At 66.1% G+C, this 14,580-nt stretch carries 10 protein-coding genes; 6 read left to right on the plus strand and 4 right to left on the minus strand.

What is annotated here, in order from left to right; translation table 11 throughout:
* Positions 1-132 precede the first annotated feature (132 nt).
* Positions 133-1,941 carry a translation elongation factor 4 gene (gene lepA, locus H2037_RS11400; RefSeq protein WP_292121813.1) on the minus strand — a complete coding sequence of 603 codons (1,809 nt, stop codon included), beginning with the start codon at positions 1,939-1,941 and terminating at the stop codon, positions 133-135.
* Between the two features lie 195 nt (positions 1,942-2,136).
* Here lepA and H2037_RS11405 point away from each other — a divergent pair, with 195 nt between their 5' ends.
* Both H2037_RS11405 and H2037_RS11410 read left to right on the plus strand, forming a co-directional pair.
* A complete protein-coding gene (locus H2037_RS11405) occupies positions 2,137-3,285 on the plus strand; it encodes an efflux RND transporter periplasmic adaptor subunit (RefSeq protein WP_292121816.1) in 1,149 nt (382 codons plus the stop codon).
* An 8-nt stretch (positions 3,286-3,293) separates the two neighbouring features.
* A complete protein-coding gene (locus H2037_RS11410; RefSeq protein ID WP_292121818.1) occupies positions 3,294-6,386 on the plus strand; it encodes an efflux RND transporter permease subunit in 3,093 nt (1,030 codons plus the stop codon).
* A gap of 316 nt (positions 6,387-6,702) precedes the next feature.
* On the opposite strand, the gene H2037_RS11415 is transcribed toward H2037_RS11410, so the two are convergent.
* The 3 genes from H2037_RS11415 to nhaA form a co-directional block, all read right to left on the minus strand.
* Positions 6,703-7,089 carry a hypothetical protein gene (locus H2037_RS11415; RefSeq protein ID WP_292121820.1) on the minus strand — a complete coding sequence of 129 codons (387 nt, stop codon included), beginning with the start codon at positions 7,087-7,089 and terminating at the stop codon, positions 6,703-6,705.
* A 265-nt stretch (positions 7,090-7,354) separates the two neighbouring features.
* Complete coding sequence (locus tag H2037_RS11420; RefSeq protein ID WP_292121822.1) at positions 7,355-9,991, minus strand: TonB-dependent receptor; 2,637 nt, start codon at positions 9,989-9,991, stop codon at positions 7,355-7,357.
* A gap of 210 nt (positions 9,992-10,201) precedes the next feature.
* Positions 10,202-11,446, minus strand: a complete 1,245-nt coding sequence (gene nhaA, locus H2037_RS11425; protein WP_292121825.1) for a Na+/H+ antiporter NhaA — start codon at positions 11,444-11,446, stop codon at positions 10,202-10,204.
* A gap of 232 nt (positions 11,447-11,678) precedes the next feature.
* Here nhaA and H2037_RS11430 point away from each other — a divergent pair, with 232 nt between their 5' ends.
* From H2037_RS11430 to H2037_RS11445, 4 genes are all read left to right on the plus strand, one after another.
* Positions 11,679-13,097: a protein adenylyltransferase SelO family protein gene (locus H2037_RS11430; RefSeq protein ID WP_292121827.1), complete on the plus strand. Its 1,419-nt coding sequence runs from the start codon at positions 11,679-11,681 to the stop codon at positions 13,095-13,097.
* 120 nt (positions 13,098-13,217) lie between these two features.
* Complete coding sequence (locus H2037_RS11435) at positions 13,218-13,745, plus strand: DUF2975 domain-containing protein (protein ID WP_292121830.1); 528 nt, start codon at positions 13,218-13,220, stop codon at positions 13,743-13,745.
* An 8-nt stretch (positions 13,746-13,753) separates the two neighbouring features.
* Positions 13,754-13,975 carry a helix-turn-helix transcriptional regulator gene (locus H2037_RS11440; protein WP_292121833.1) on the plus strand — a complete coding sequence of 74 codons (222 nt, stop codon included), beginning with the start codon at positions 13,754-13,756 and terminating at the stop codon, positions 13,973-13,975.
* Positions 13,976-14,123: 148 nt separating this feature from the next.
* Positions 14,124-14,543: a DoxX family protein gene (locus H2037_RS11445; RefSeq protein ID WP_292121836.1), complete on the plus strand. Its 420-nt coding sequence runs from the start codon at positions 14,124-14,126 to the stop codon at positions 14,541-14,543.
* Positions 14,544-14,580: the final 37 nt, after the last annotated feature.

A 14,580-nucleotide genomic window follows, 5' to 3' on the forward strand; every position in this document is an offset into this window, starting at 1 on the left:
ATCACAACGGCAGGGCGACGCCCCACGGACCCGCCTAAATCAGAGCGGGGCGGCCTTGCCTGACCGCCCCCACCCCGTTGCTTCGCAACGCCCCTCCCCCGCAGGGGGAGGGAGAGGGCGGGGCGCTGGGGATCAATCGTCGTCCATCTTCAGGGCGGCGATGAAGGCTTCCTGCGGGATTTCGACCTTGCCGAACTGACGCATCTTCTTCTTGCCGGCCTTCTGCTTCTCCAGCAGCTTCTTCTTGCGGGTGGCGTCGCCGCCGTAGCATTTCGAGGTCACGTCCTTGCGCAGGGCCCGCACGGTTTCCCGGGCGATGATCTTGCCGCCGATGGCCGCCTGGATCGGGATGACGAACAGGTGGGGCGGGATCAGCTCCTTCATCTTCTCAACCATGCCCCGGCCGCGCGTCTCGGCGCGGGCGCGGTGGACCAGCATGGACAGGGCGTCCACCGGTTCGGCGTTGACCAGGATGGACATCTTCACCAGGTCGCCGACCTTGTATTCGGTGATCTCGTAGTCGAACGAGGCATAGCCCTTCGAGATCGACTTCAGCCGGTCGTAGAAGTCGAACACGACCTCGTTCAGCGGCAGTTCGTAGACCACCATGGCGCGGGCGCCGACGTAGGACAGTTCGACCTGGGAGCCGCGGCGGTCCTGGCACAGCTTGATCACGCTGCCGAGATATTCGTCGGGCGTCAGTATGGTGGCCTTGATCCAGGGCTCGCTGATGGTCTCGATCTGCATCACGTCGGGCAGGTCGGCGGGGTTGTGCAGGTCGATCTCGGAGCCGTCGCGCAGGCCGATCTTGTAAACCACCGAGGGGGCGGTCGCGATCAGGTCCAGATTGAACTCGCGGCTGAGCCGTTCCTGGATGATCTCGAGGTGCAGCAGGCCCAGGAAGCCGCAGCGGAAGCCGAAGCCCAGGGCGGCGCTGGATTCCATCTCGTAGGTGAAGGAGGCGTCGTTCAGGCGCAGCTTGCCGATGGCGGCGCGCAGGTCCTCGAAATCGGCGGCGTCGACCGGGAACAGGCCGCAGAAGACCACCGACTGGACCTCCTTGAACCCCTTCAGCGGTTCGGCGGTCGGCTTCTTTTCATCGGTGATGGTGTCGCCGACGGCGGCGTGGGCGACTTCCTTGATCTGGGCGGTGATGAAGCCGACCTCGCCGGGGCCCAGCTGGTCCACCGGGGTGTTCTTGGGCAGGAAGACGCCGACCCGGTCGATCAAATGGGTCGAGCCGTTGCGCATCATCTTGACCCGCATGCCGGTCTTCAGCACCCCGTCGAAGACGCGCACCAGGACGACGACGCCGAGGTATGGGTCGTACCAGGCGTCGACCAGCATGGCCTTCAGCGGCGCATTGGGGTCGCCCTTGGGGGCCGGGAGCTTGGTGACGATGGCTTCCAGCACGTCCTCGATACCGATGCCGGACTTGGCGCTGCACAGCACGGCCTCGGAGGCGTCGATGCCGATCACGTCCTCGATCTGGGCCCGGACCCGTTCGGGCTCGGCCGCCGGCAGATCGACCTTGTTCAGGACGGGGACGATCTCGTGGTTGTTATCAATGGCCTGATAGACGTTGGCCAGCGTCTGCGCCTCGACCCCCTGCGACGCATCGACGACCAGCAGCGAGCCCTCGCACGCGGCGAGGCTGCGCGACACCTCATAGGCGAAGTCCACGTGGCCCGGCGTGTCCATCAGGTTCAGAACATAGTCCTGCCCGTCCTTGGCCTTGTAGTTCAGACGCACCGTCTGCGCCTTGATGGTGATGCCCCGCTCCTTCTCGATATCCATCGAGTCCAGGACCTGCTCGGACATCTCGCGCTGGGTCAGGCCGCCGGTGAATTGGATCAGTCGGTCGGACAGGGTCGACTTGCCATGGTCGATGTGCGCGACCACGCTGAAGTTGCGAATGTTCGAGATAGGGGGAGTCGTCATCCGCGCGCCCCTATCACGCGTAGAGGTCCGGGGCCAGCGGGCGCGGCGATCCGCGCCCCTGACAGTGTCAGATTAAGGCTTTGCAACAATAGGTATCGGCGTTTGAGAGCGGCCCGCAGACGCGGTATGGAACACTCCCCCGAAACAGCCGGCTTCCGCCGGTGCGACGCTTCGCCTGCAACCGAGGAACTTCCCTTGTCCAAGACGACCCGATCCGTTTTCGGCCCCCGCGCCTTCGTCATGGGCGCCGTCGCCCTCTCGGCCCTGGTGCTGACGGCCTGCGGAGGTCACGGCGACGACACCGAGGAGAAGGCCGCCGGCGGTTCGCGCCAGACCGTCACCGCCGCCACCGTGACCCAGACCAATCTGCGCCGCACCGTGACCGCCTCGGGCACCGTCTCGGCCTGGGAGGAAGTGCCGGTCGCGGCAGAGACCGGGGGTCTGACCGCCGTCGCTGTCTATGTCGATGAAGGCTCCTACGTCCGTCAGGGCCAGCCGCTGGTGCAGATGAACGACGTCCTGCTGCGCGCCCAGTTGCAGCAACAGCAGGCCCAGGTGCAGCTGGCCGAGGCCAATGTCGCGCGCGACGACGCCGCCCTGGACCGCGCCCAGCAGCTGAAGGAGCGCGGCTTCCTCAGCCAGGCCTCGCTGGACACCGCCCTGGCCAACCAGCGCGCCTCGAACGCCAATCTGGCCGCCGCCCGCGCCACACTGGCCCAGACCCAGACCCAGCTGTCCCAGGCCACCGTCCGCGCCCCCGTCGCGGGCCTGATCATCAGCCGCAGCGTCACCAAGGGCCAGATCATCGCCGCGGGGACTGAACTGTTCCGGATGGTCCGCGACGGCCGGCTGGAGCTGGACGCCCAGGTGCCCGAGACCGAACTGGGCCAGATCCGCGCCGGCCAGTCGGCGACCGTGACCTCCAGCGAGGCCGGTCAGACCTCGGGCACGGTGCGGATCGTCACGCCGGAGGTGAACCCCACCACCCGCCTGGGCCTGGCCCGCATCTCGCTGGGCTCCAACACCCAGCTGCGCCCGGGCATGTTCGCCCGCGCCGACATCGACGTCGGCGACCAGCCGGCGACGACCGTGCCGACCGGGGCGGTGCTGTATCGGAACAACAAGCCGGGCGTCTTCGTCCTGCAGCCCGCCGGGACGGTGCATTTCCAGCCCGTGACCGTGCAGTCGCGCACCGACGCCCGGACCTCGGTCGAGGGCGTCGCCGTGGGCGCCCAGGTCATCGTCGACGGCGCCGGCTTCCTGAACGAAGGCGACCGCGTCAGCGTCGCCCAGGCGCCCGGAGCCGCCGCGGCTCGACCCGCCGCCCAGCCCGCGACCAAATAGGATCGACCATGAACCAGATGTCGTCCTGGGCGATCAAGAATCCCATTCCGATCATCCTGCTGTTCCTGCTGCTGACGCTCGGCGGCGTGGTCGGCTTCATGGGGATGCGGATCAACTCCAACCCCGATATCGACTTTCCTCTGGTCGCCGTCACGGCCGCCCGCCCCGGCTCGGCCCCGGCGGAAATGGAAGTGCAGGTCACACGGCTGATCGAGGATTCCCTCGCCGGTCTATCCGGCGTGCGCCACATCAACTCCAACATCACCGACGGGGTGTCCTCGACCGTCATCGAGTTCGAACTGGGCACGGACACCGACCGGGCGACCAATGACGTCCGCAACGCCATGACCGGACTGCGCTCCAGCCTGCCCCAGGACATGCAGGAGCCGGCGGTCCAGCGTATCGACATCACCGGCGACGCCCTGATCACCTATGTGGTCCGGTCGCCGACGATGACGCCGGAGCAGATCAGCTGGTTCATCGACAATGAGATGAGCCGCGCCCTGCTTGCCCTGGGCGGGGTCGGCGAGGTCAACCGCTCCGGCGGGGTCGATCGCGAGATGCGGGTTGAGCTGGATCCCCAGCGTCTGGCCGCATACGGCGTCACGGCGGCCGAGGTCAGCCAGGCCCTGAACAACGTCAACAACAACCTGCCCGGCGGTCGCGTCACCGTGGCCGGATCGGAACGCGCCGTCCGCACCCTGGGCGCCGCCACCTCGGTCGAGCAACTGCGCGAGACCCTGGTGCCGCTGGGCGACGGCAAGACCGTGCGCCTCGACAATCTGGGAACCGTCGAGGACAAGTGGAGCGAACCGCGCCGCCTGGCCCGATACAACGGTCAGGAGGCCGTGACCTTCAACTTCCTACGCTCGCGCACGGCGTCCGAGGTCAAGGTCGCCGAACGGGTCCGCGAAGAGGTCAGGAAGATCGACGAGGCCCATCCCGAGCTGACCATCCAACAGGTCACCGCCAGCGTCGAGGAGATCGAGGAATCCTATCTGGCCTCGCTGGAGGCCCTGGCCACCGGCGCCATACTGGCGGTCATCGTGGTCTTCATCTTCCTGCGCGACTGGCGCGCCACCCTGATCGCGGCGACGGCCATGCCGATGTCGCTGATCCCGACCTTCGCCATCCTGGGTCCGCTGGACCAGTCGCTGAACGTCGTGACCCTGCTGGCCCTGTCGCTGACCATCGGCATCCTGGTCGACGACGCCATCGTCGAGATCGAGAACATCGTCCGGCACATGCGGGACGGAAAGCCGCCCTATGACGCCTCGCTGGAGGCGGCCGACGAGATCGGTCTGGCGGTCGTGGCCACCACCGCCACCATCATCGCCGTCTTCGCCCCCGTGGGCTTCATGCCCGGCATCATCGGCCAGTTCTTCAAGGCCTTCGCCCTGGCCGCCTGTATTTCCGTGGCCTTCTCGCTGCTTGTGGCCCGCACCCTGACGCCGCTGATGGCGGCCTATGTGCTGAAACACACCCATCACGAGGACCGGGATCCATTCTGGATGAACGGTTATCTGCGGGCTCTGCGCTGGTCGCTGGGCAACCGCTGGAAAGTCTTCATCATCGGCGGCCTGTTCCTGGTCGGTTCGATCGCCACCTCGGTCGTCGCCAAGATGTCGTTCGAGTTCATGTCGCCAGGCGATACGGCGCGCGCGGCCTTCCAGGTCGAACTGCCGCCGGGCTCCACCCTGCGCCAGACCGACGCCGTGGTGCAGCAGGTCACCCGCAGGCTGGAGGCGCGGCCGGAGGTCACCTCGGTGTATGCCGCCATCGGCGGGCAGGACGTGACCCAGGCCAACATCTATGCCGACATGACGCCCAAGGGCGACCGTGAGCTGAGTCAGCAGGCCTTCTCCCGGGTCATGGTCGATGAACTGAAACAGATTCCCGGCGCCCGGATCCGCGCCGGCATCGCGCAGGAGGGCGGCGGTCCCGGCGACGGAACCACCTATACCTTCTCGATCCTGAGCGACGATCCCGCCGCCCTGAACGCCGCCGCGCGCCAGGTCGAGGACGAGATGCGCGGGGTTCCGGGCCTGGCCAATGTGGTCAACTCGGCCGCGATCGCGCGGCCGGAAATCCTGGTCACGCCGCGTCCGGACGAGGCGGCCCTGGCCGGGGTGTCGGCCGGCGCCATATCCCAGGCGGTGCGGGTCGCCACAATCGGCGACATCGACCAGAACCTGCCCAAATATAACCTGGGCGACCGCCAGATCCCGATCCGACTGCAGTTGACGGAAGAGGCGCGCGAGGATCTGACCGTACTGGAGAACCTGCGGGTGCCCGCCACCGGCGGCGTCTCCGTGCCGCTCAGCGCCGTCGCCGACATCGAATTCGGCGCCGGCCCGGCCACTGTCACACGTCAGGATCGGTCGCGGATCGCTTCGATCAGCGCCGAACTGGACGGGATCACCACCGGGGCGGCGGGCACGGCGGTCAATCGTCTGCCGTCGGTACAGAACCTGCCGGCGGGCGTCCGTCAGGTGCCGGCCGGCGACACGGAGTTCATCCAGGAGATGCTGACCGGCTTCGCCATCGCCTTCGCCTCGGGCATACTGCTGATGTATGCGGTGCTGACCCTGCTGTTCAAAAGCTTCGCCTATCCGATCACCATCATGGCGGCGCTTCCACTGGCCATCGGGGGGGCCTTCATCGCCCTGGCCATCGGCGGCGCCAACTTCTCCATGTCGGCCCTGATCGGGGTGCTGATGCTGATGGGGATCGCGGCCAAGAACTCCATCCTGCTGGTCGACTATGTCATCATGGCCGAGAAGGATGGAATGCCGCGTCGCGAAGCGATCCTGGACGCCGCGCACAAGCGCGCCCGCCCGATCCTTATGACTACCTTCGCCATGGGGGCCGGCATGGTGCCGATCGCCCTGGGGGTCGGAGCCGACGTCCAGTTCCGCTCGCCCATGGCCATCGCGGTGCTGGGCGGGCTGATTTCCTCGACCTTCCTGTCCCTGCTCTACATCCCGGCCATCTTCACCATCGTCGACGACTTCGCCGGCTGGGCGCGACGCATCCTGCATCGCTCCACCGCCGGTCAGCGGGAACTGGCCAAGCCGAAGCAGGGCCCGTTGGTGGAGTGAGCCCGCTCGTCTCCTCCCCGTTCGCCGTTTGGCGAATGGGGAGGGGGACCCCGAAGGGGTGGAGGGCTCTTGAAGCGGGCGCCGCGTCCGGAGTGAAGAACCCCTCCGTCTCCTCGCGAAGAGCTCGGATCCACCTCCCCATCGCTCTGCGACGGGGAGGAGACGTTCACGAGTTCGGCTTGGGGTGGTTAGCGAGCATCGCATGCCGCCCGGCAGCATCTCAAGCCCCCCAAGAACTAAGAATACCCGGCAGCAGCCCGAACTATTTTCTAATCCTTGAAACCGTTATGAAGCCCAAAGAACGTTAGGGCCCTAGCTATTCACGCGAGGAATCAAGCCTAAACATTGTGTCCGGCTCTGCCGCTCGAAGAGGAAGAAATAGGTATGCATAGGCAGACTCTACGCGTCCAGAACATTGGTTTTCATCAAGGGCTGATGTTAATCGATCCAGCTTTCCCTGTTGTGATGCTGAAATAGAGGCCAGCAACATAGTTTTTGATCGCTCGTCTGTCTCAGCATCAAAATCACTACGCAAAGATTCTTCGACATCCTCCGCGCCGAGCCATTCATTGAGGTACGGCTGACAGAGAGCCGTTTGATAGGCTACATTCACCATGGCTGCCTCAAGCCACTCATCTGTGAATGGGCCCTGAGCAGACGCGACCTGAATATTAACGGCCGCAACGATCAATCCTACTAACATTTCGGCTCCGCTGGGTGATCGGGGCTTGTCTCGTTGCTAAAAAAGGCATCGACGATGAGCGCTTTGTTTCGAGGCAGGTAGCCTAGCATGCGACCGTAAGCGGTCCTTGCCGAGGTCCGCAATGGGTCGCAACAGGAACTACGCGAACGGCCTACAATCACACGCTCCCTTCCCCTCCCGATCTCACGAAAAAGGGCCGACCGGTTTCCCGGTCGGCCCTTCGTCGTTCCACCCTTTGAGCCTCACGGCCCGGGCGGCTGGACGATCAGTATTTGACCTTCAGCGTGACGCCCCAGGTGCGCGGCGCACCGAGGAAGGCGTTGTAGGTCGCCGTGTCGGTGGCGATATTATAATAGGTGCCGTCGGCCTGGGGCGTGGTCGTATTGGTGAAGGCCGTGCCCTGCAGCGGCGCGGCGAAGCCGACCTGGGTGTACTCCTCCTCCAGCAGGTTCTGGGCCCAGACGTCCACGGTCCAGCGCTCGTCTTCCGCACCGATGGTGATGCGGCCGTTGACGACGGTGAAGGCTTCCTGGTTCTTGTACGGCAACAGGTCCGAGCCGGTATTGTATTCGGTCGAATATTTGGCCGACAGGTTGAAGCCGCCACGCAGGCCGCCGCCCAGCGATCGGTCGAAGGCGAGGGCGCCGGTCAGCGACCATTCCGGGGCGAACGAGGCACGGGCGCCCGGCAGCAGGGACAGTTGCGGGAAGCGCGCCGGGTTCGACAGGTCATTGGCCGTGAAGTCCCCGTATTTGGCGTCGGTATAGGTCACCCCGCCCTGGAACATCAGGCCTTCCAGCGGCGTGAACCAGACCATGTCGGCGTCGACGCCTCGCGACGTCAGCTCCGGGATGGATTCCACGACGAAGGCGGTGCCGAGGAAGGTGTTGAGCTGGAAGTTCTCGAACTTCTGGTCGAAGTAGGTGATGTTCAGCAGCATGGAGCGGTCGAACAGCGTCGTCTTCACGCCGACCTCGTAGCTGTCCACCGTCTCTGCTTCGAAGAACAGCGAGGCGTCCGGGGTCACACCCGTCTGCACCCGGTCCATGTTGTAGCCCGCGCCCTTATAACCCCGCGCATAGGAGGCGTAGGCCATGATGGCCTCGTTGAACCGGTACGAGCCCTTGAAGGTGCCGCTGATGTCGGTGTCGTCGAAGTCTTCCTGAATCCGCCGATTGTCATAGAGCGGGTTCGACCAGGGCAGACACAGAAGTCCCAGGGCCGCCGCAGGGGTCGCCACGGTGCCCGGCAGGCGGTTGGCCGGATTCTGGTTGGCCAGGGCGCCGCCGCAGGCCGCGCCATTGGTGCCCAGATTGTCCTGCAGGCCCAGCAGCCGTTTGCTGTCATAGGTGTAGCGCAGGCCCAGGTTCAGGTCGAAGGCCTCGGTCACGCGCCAGGTGTTGTTGGTGAACAGGGCCACCGACTCCGAACGTTGGCTGTAGTGATCCTCATACGCCTTGCCGGGGGTGAACAGCGGCGCCGAGGCGCTGGGCGGGGTCAGACCGAGGACGCAGAGCGGCTGGCCCAGCAGCGGGCCGCTGGTTCCGACCGCGAAGCCCTGGGGATTGGTGAAACAGCCGGTGCGCGACGGGCTGGGTCCGCCGAAGGCCGCGGGCACGGTCGCCGTCAGCAGGAAGGAGACGAAGCCGTTGTAGTCGGAGCCATAGACGTAGCTGTCGTCGCGATAGACGCCCTCCTTGGTCGCGAACAGGCCGACCAGCCAGTCGAACTTGTCCGTCGAGCCCGCCAGGCGGAATTCCTGGGTCAGGTTGTCGACGCCATAGCCGTTCGAGCCGTCGTTCTCGCGATAGAGGATGTCGGCGCCGGTATAGTCCAGGTCCATGCCCTGCTGGAACGACCAGTCGCGCCACGAGGTCTGCGAGGTCAGGGTGGCGTTCAGGCTGGGCAGATCGATGGTCGCCTCGGCCGACAGCCCCATGTCCTCGATCTCTTGAGGGGTCTCGCGGTTCGAATAGGCGGTGCGGCTGTAGGGCACCGTGCCGAAGCCGGCGACCGGCGCGGCCTGGCCGGAGCCGTTGGGCGCGGTCAGGGCGGCGATGAAGGCCTGGGTCGGGCCGACGCGGGTCTGGACCGCGGCGCAGCAGTATTCGTCGCGCTTGGTGTAGTCGGCGATCAGCCGGATCGAGACCTCGTCGCTGGGCAGGATCAGCAGCTGGCCGCGCGCGGTCCAGTAGTCCTGGGTGTTGTCCTCGGTCAGGGTGCGCGGTCCATCGCCGACCTCGACGTCGTAGAAGCCGTCGCGTTCACGATGGGCCACGAACAGGCGGCCGGCGATCTGGTCGCTGAGCGGTCCCGTCGCCGAGATCGAGCCGCCGACGGCGCCGTAGTTGCCGCCGGTCAGTTCCGCCGAGACCGACGGATCGAACGAGGGCCGTTCGGTGATGATGTTGATGACGCCGGCCGAGGTGTTCTTGCCGAACAGGGTGCCCTGCGGCCCCTTCAGCACCTCGATGCGGCTCAGTTCGCCCAGGTCGCCGAAGCCGACCGAGTTGCGCGAACGATAGACGCCGTCGATGACGACGCCGACCGAGGACTCCAGGCCCGGGTTGTCACCGACGGTGCCGGCGCCGCGGATGCGGACCGTGGTCGAGGCTTCGGACTGGGTCGAGGTGACGGTCATGCCGGGCGTCAGGATCTGCAGATCCTTGATGTCCTGCACCCCGGCGCCGTCGAGGATTTCCTGCGACAGGGTCGTGACCACGATCGGCACGTCCTGCAGACTCTGTTCGCGTTTCTGCGCGGTAACGATGATGTCGTCGATGGTGGCCGGCCCCGTCTGGGCGGCGGCCGTTCCGGCGAAGGCCCCGACGAGGCCAAAGGCGGCTGCACCAACCACGGCGGCGGATGCGGTTGTCCTGAGATAGCGGATCGTATGGCGCATGAAAGCGTCCTCCCGGCTCTGAAGCCCGGTCGCGCGGAGCGACCGCAGCGTTTCCTAGTTCCCAACGACGCGCCTCTACGTGGAGACGCGTTCAGTACCGCAGAGGCTAAGCCCGCTTCGGGCTTAGCTACAAGCGAGCGTTGTTAGCCGCGACGATTTTTCGCCGCAGTTCACCGTTGTGTGACACGGAAGAGACAGAAAACGCTGACGCTAGGTAAGTTTTTGCTCGGTTTTCAAGCCGATGGGCTCGACTTCGGGCTTCGCTGCAGCGGGATCGACGGCGCGGCCTCGCCCCGCCAAAGCCAGAACCAGGGCGGCCGCGACGGCCGAGAGGATCGAGCCGCCGATGACCCCAAGCTTGACCTCGACCTGTTCGGGCGAGTCCACCGCGCCGGGGAAGGCCAGGACGCCGATGAACAGGCTCATGGTGAAGCCGACGCCGCACAGCAGCGACACCCCATAGACCTGCAGCCAGCTGGCGTCGGTCGGACGCGCGCCGATCCGCAGCGCCGAGGCCAGCCAGGCGGCGCCGAACACGCCGATCTGCTTGCCGAAGAACAGGCCCAGGGCGATGGCCACGACCAGGGGTGCGAAGGCCTGTTCCATCGACAGTCCGGCGAAGGACACCCCGGCCTTGGCGAAGGCGAACAGCGGCAGGACCAGATAGGCGTTCCACGGGTGCAGATCGTGGATCGCCTCCTTCAGCGGGCTCTGATGGTCCTCCTTGCGGGCCTTGATCGGCACGATCATGGCGAAGGCCACGGCGGTCAGGGAGGTGCTGAGACCCGACAGGACCGTCAGATACCAGACGACGGCGAAGCCGATGACCCAGCCGGGGGTCGGGATGCGAACTTGGCTGGCGATGAGGCCGCCGATCGCCAGCAGGCCCAGGGCCCAGAACAGCGGGGTCCAGTTGGCCCCCTCGCTGAACAGCACGGCGATCAGGGCGATGGCGCCCAGGTCGTCGACGATGGCCAGGGTCAGGAGGAAGACCCGCAGCGACGACGGCAGGCCCTTGCCGACGAAGCCGAAGATGGCCAGGGCGAAGGCGATGTCGGTGGCCAGGGGAATGGGCCAGCCGGCGTGCGGCGCCCCCATGGTCCCCGACAGCAGCAGATAGACGGCGGCCGGTCCGGCCATGCCCCCCAGGGCCGCCAGCACCGGCGTCGCCAGCTTGCGCGGGTCGCTCAGTTCCCCCCGCACGATCTCGTATTTGATCTCCAGCCCCACGACGAGGAAGAAGATCGCCATCAGACCTTCCTTGATCCAGTCCGAGATCGTCTCCTCCAGCCGGATCGGACCGATCTGAAGCACGTGGTAGCTCTTCAGCCAGGCGAAATAGTCCGCCGACCAGGCCGAATTGGCCACCAGGACGGCGGCGATGGCGGCCAGGGCCAGGGCCGAACCGGACGCGGCCTCGGTCTTGAGGAAGTCGAGAGTAAATTTGCGCGCCACGGCGGCCTCCAATCGCAATACTGAAGCTGTCGTGACGCCAGGTTATCGACGGGCGTCGGACCGGGTTCGCCGTTTCCACATGGGAAGACGGCGCCGGCCTGGCCGCGAGACGCGGCCTGATGTCTGAGAACGATAATACGGGGCCGGGCGAGAGGTTCAACCGAAACCGTAACCATATGGGGTCCTAAAAAGCAGGGTTGCGAAACCGGATCGGCGGCCGCACCTAGCCGGCATGCCTCCCTCCCCCGCCTATCGCCCCGAACCCCGTTTCTTCGACCTGGGACCGGAGTTCGCCGACGCCGTCGCCCCGGCCGACTTTCCCCAGGCCGTGCTGCGGTTCCGCAACGACCGCGCCGCCGCCGAAGTCGGGCTGGAGGGATTGAGCGAGGCCGAGTGGATCGCCGCCTTCGGCCGCTTCGCGCCCCTGCCCGGCCAACCGGGACCGATCGCCATGCGCTATCACGGGCATCAGTTCCGCCAGTACAATCCCGACCTGGGCGACGGACGCGGCTTCCTGGCGGCGCAGATGCGCGACACCTCCGACAGACTCCTTGATCTGGGGACCAAGGGATCGGGCCAGACGCCATGGTCGCGCGGCGGCGACGGGCGGCTGACGCTGAAGGGCGGGGTGCGCGAGGTGCTGGCGGCCTCGATGCTGGAGGCCCTGGGAACGCCCACCAGCCGGGCCTTTTCCCTGATCGAGACCGGTGAGGCGCTGGAGAGGGGCGACGAGCCGTCCCCGACCCGCTCGGCCGTCCTGGTGCGGCTGTCCCACTCCCATGTGCGGTTCGGAACCTTCCAGCGCGCGGCCTATCTGGGCCGGGTTGACCAGATCGAGACCCTGATCGAGCACGTCCGCGGCCTGTATCATCCCCAGGTCGCCGCCGGAGACGCGCCCGGTCTGCTAGGCGCCATCGTCGCAGCCTCGGCGAAACTGACCGCGCGCTGGATCGCCGCCGGCTTTGTCCACGGGGTGCTGAACACCGACAACCTGAACGTCACGGGCGAGAGTTTCGACTATGGCCCCTGGCGGTTCCTGCCATCCTACCAGCCCGGTTTCACCGCCGCCTATTTCGACCAGGGCGGCCTCTACGCCTTCGCCCGCCAGCCCGAGGCGGTGTTCTGGAACCTGACGCAGCTGGCCGGCTGTCTGAAATTGGTCGCCGACGCCGGCCCCCTGACGGAGGCGCTGAACGGATTCGGCCCCGCCTATATCCGCGAGCTGCGCGCCGCCTTCCTGATGCGGCTGGGCGTGCAAAGCCTGGGCGAGGCGGCCGACCAGCGACTGCTGGACGCGACCCTGGCCCTGTTGCGCGCCAATAGCGAAGGGGGCGATCTTCGGTGGGAGCCGCTGTTCTTCGACTGGTTCGGCGGCTTCGCCTCCTCGGCCCGCGCCCTGTCGGGGCCGCGTGCGAAACTGTACCAGGGCGAAGCCTTCGACGCCTTCCGCTTCGCCCTGATGGAGCACGAGACCGACCGGATCGAACGTCTGGAGCACCCGATGTTCGCCGCCCGCGAACCGGAGGAAATGCTGATCGACGAGGTCGAGGCGATCTGGGCGGCCATAGCCGACGCCGACGACTGGGCTCCCTTCCAGGCCAAGCTGGTCCGGCTGGAGGCCGCCCGCGCGGCCTGGGGCTTCAGCGGCTGAATTTGAAACCTTACGAAAGCTTCATCTCGTTTATCGATAATATTCTTGCCTGTTTATCGATAAATCCATATCGATAGTCACCAAATCGTCGCGGAGGGCGGCGCAACGGAGGGCTATCGAATGAAACTGGTCGGCAAATATTCCATCGCCAGCGCACTGCGCTGGTTCCTGGGTTTCATCAATGTGTTCGTGATGATCGGCACGGTGCTGATGGGCGGCCTGGTCGTCGCCAGCCTGTTCGTCCCCGACTTCGCCAGCGGCTTCATGGACGGGCTGAACGACGAGCGCGTGAACGCCGGCGGGCCGCTGGCGGTGGTGGAGCGACTGACGGTTCTGGGCGCCTTCCTGGCCTGCGGCTTCACCTGGTGGGTCATCAACCGGCTGCGCGCCATCCTGTTGTCGGTCAATCGTGGCGACGCCTTCGAACGCGCGAACGTGAAACGGCTTCGGGCTATCGGTTTCGGCCTGCTGGGGATCCAGGTCACCGCCATATTGCTGTCGGTCGTCGCTCCGCTCAGCATTGGCGATTCCGCCTCCGACTACGACATCGGCCTGGGCTCCTGGCTGGGGATCCTGGTGGTCTTCATCCTGGCCGAGGTGTTCCGCCAGGGTTCGGCCATGCGCGACGAACAGATGACCACGGTCTGAGGCGCGCCATGATCATGATCCAGCTGGACAGACTGCTGCTCGAACGCCGCATGTCCCTGACCGAACTTTCCGACCGCGTCGGCGTGACCTTGGCCAATCTGTCGATTCTCAAGACCGGTAAGGCCCGGGCCGTCCGCTTCTCGACCCTGGACGCCCTGTGCCGCGAACTGGACTGCCAGCCCGGCGACCTGATCGTCCAGGCGCCGGGACCGCAGCCGGAAGAGGGCTGATCTGGCCTGAAACATAAAGTCATCAACTGATGTCATCAGTTGATGTCATCGCATGATGACAAGTCTGGGGAGCCTCGCTATATCCCCTCTTGCGAACGGAGCCGTTCATTCCGATATCGTGACTGTTACGAATTAAGGTCCCTCCCCGATGACCACCTCGACCCTCCCCGTCGCCCAGGCGCGCTCGCGCGCCGCCTACAAGAACATCGCCCTCTGGACGCTCCAGGGCTGGATCGCGATGTTCTTCATCGCCGCCGGCTACGCCAAGCTGACCGAGCCGATGACCAACCTCATCACCCTGATGGGCTGGCCCGCCGTCGCGCCCGAGAACATGGTGCGGGGCGTGGGCATGGTCGAACTGGTTCTGGCGCTGGGCGTGCTGGCGCCGCTGATTTCCTGGCGCTTCGGCCGCCCGCTGCTGCTGACGTCGGCAGCCGGCCTGATCGTTGTGGAATCGACCATGCTGGTCGTCCACGGTCTCAGCCAGGACATCGGCCTGGCCGTGGTGAACCTGATCCTGCTTTCCTTCACCGTCCCGGTGCTGCTGGGCCGTCGCAGGCCCCAGTAATAAAGAGATCGATCGCCGGGCCCCCTCTCCCCCCTCC

This window comes from Brevundimonas sp., from assembly GCF_013912065.1.
Taxonomy (GTDB): Bacteria; Pseudomonadota; Alphaproteobacteria; order Caulobacterales; family Caulobacteraceae; genus Brevundimonas.

Bases quoted from the DNA above. Each gene is read 5' to 3' on its own strand.
- lepA (WP_292121813.1), bottom strand. From the start codon at position 1,941: ATGACGACTCCCCCTATCTCGAACATTCGCAACTTCAGCGTGGTCGCG.
- H2037_RS11410 (WP_292121818.1), top strand. From the start codon at position 3,294: ATGAACCAGATGTCGTCCTGGGCGATCAAGAATCCCATTCCGATCATC.
- H2037_RS11415 (WP_292121820.1), bottom strand. From the start codon at position 7,089: ATGTTAGTAGGATTGATCGTTGCGGCCGTTAATATTCAGGTCGCGTCT.
- H2037_RS11420 (WP_292121822.1), bottom strand. From the start codon at position 9,991: ATGCGCCATACGATCCGCTATCTCAGGACAACCGCATCCGCCGCCGTG.
- H2037_RS11430 (WP_292121827.1), top strand. From the start codon at position 11,679: ATGCCTCCCTCCCCCGCCTATCGCCCCGAACCCCGTTTCTTCGACCTG.
- H2037_RS11435 (WP_292121830.1), top strand. From the start codon at position 13,218: ATGAAACTGGTCGGCAAATATTCCATCGCCAGCGCACTGCGCTGGTTC.
- H2037_RS11440 (WP_292121833.1), top strand. From the start codon at position 13,754: ATGATCATGATCCAGCTGGACAGACTGCTGCTCGAACGCCGCATGTCC.
- H2037_RS11445 (WP_292121836.1), top strand. From the start codon at position 14,124: ATGACCACCTCGACCCTCCCCGTCGCCCAGGCGCGCTCGCGCGCCGCC.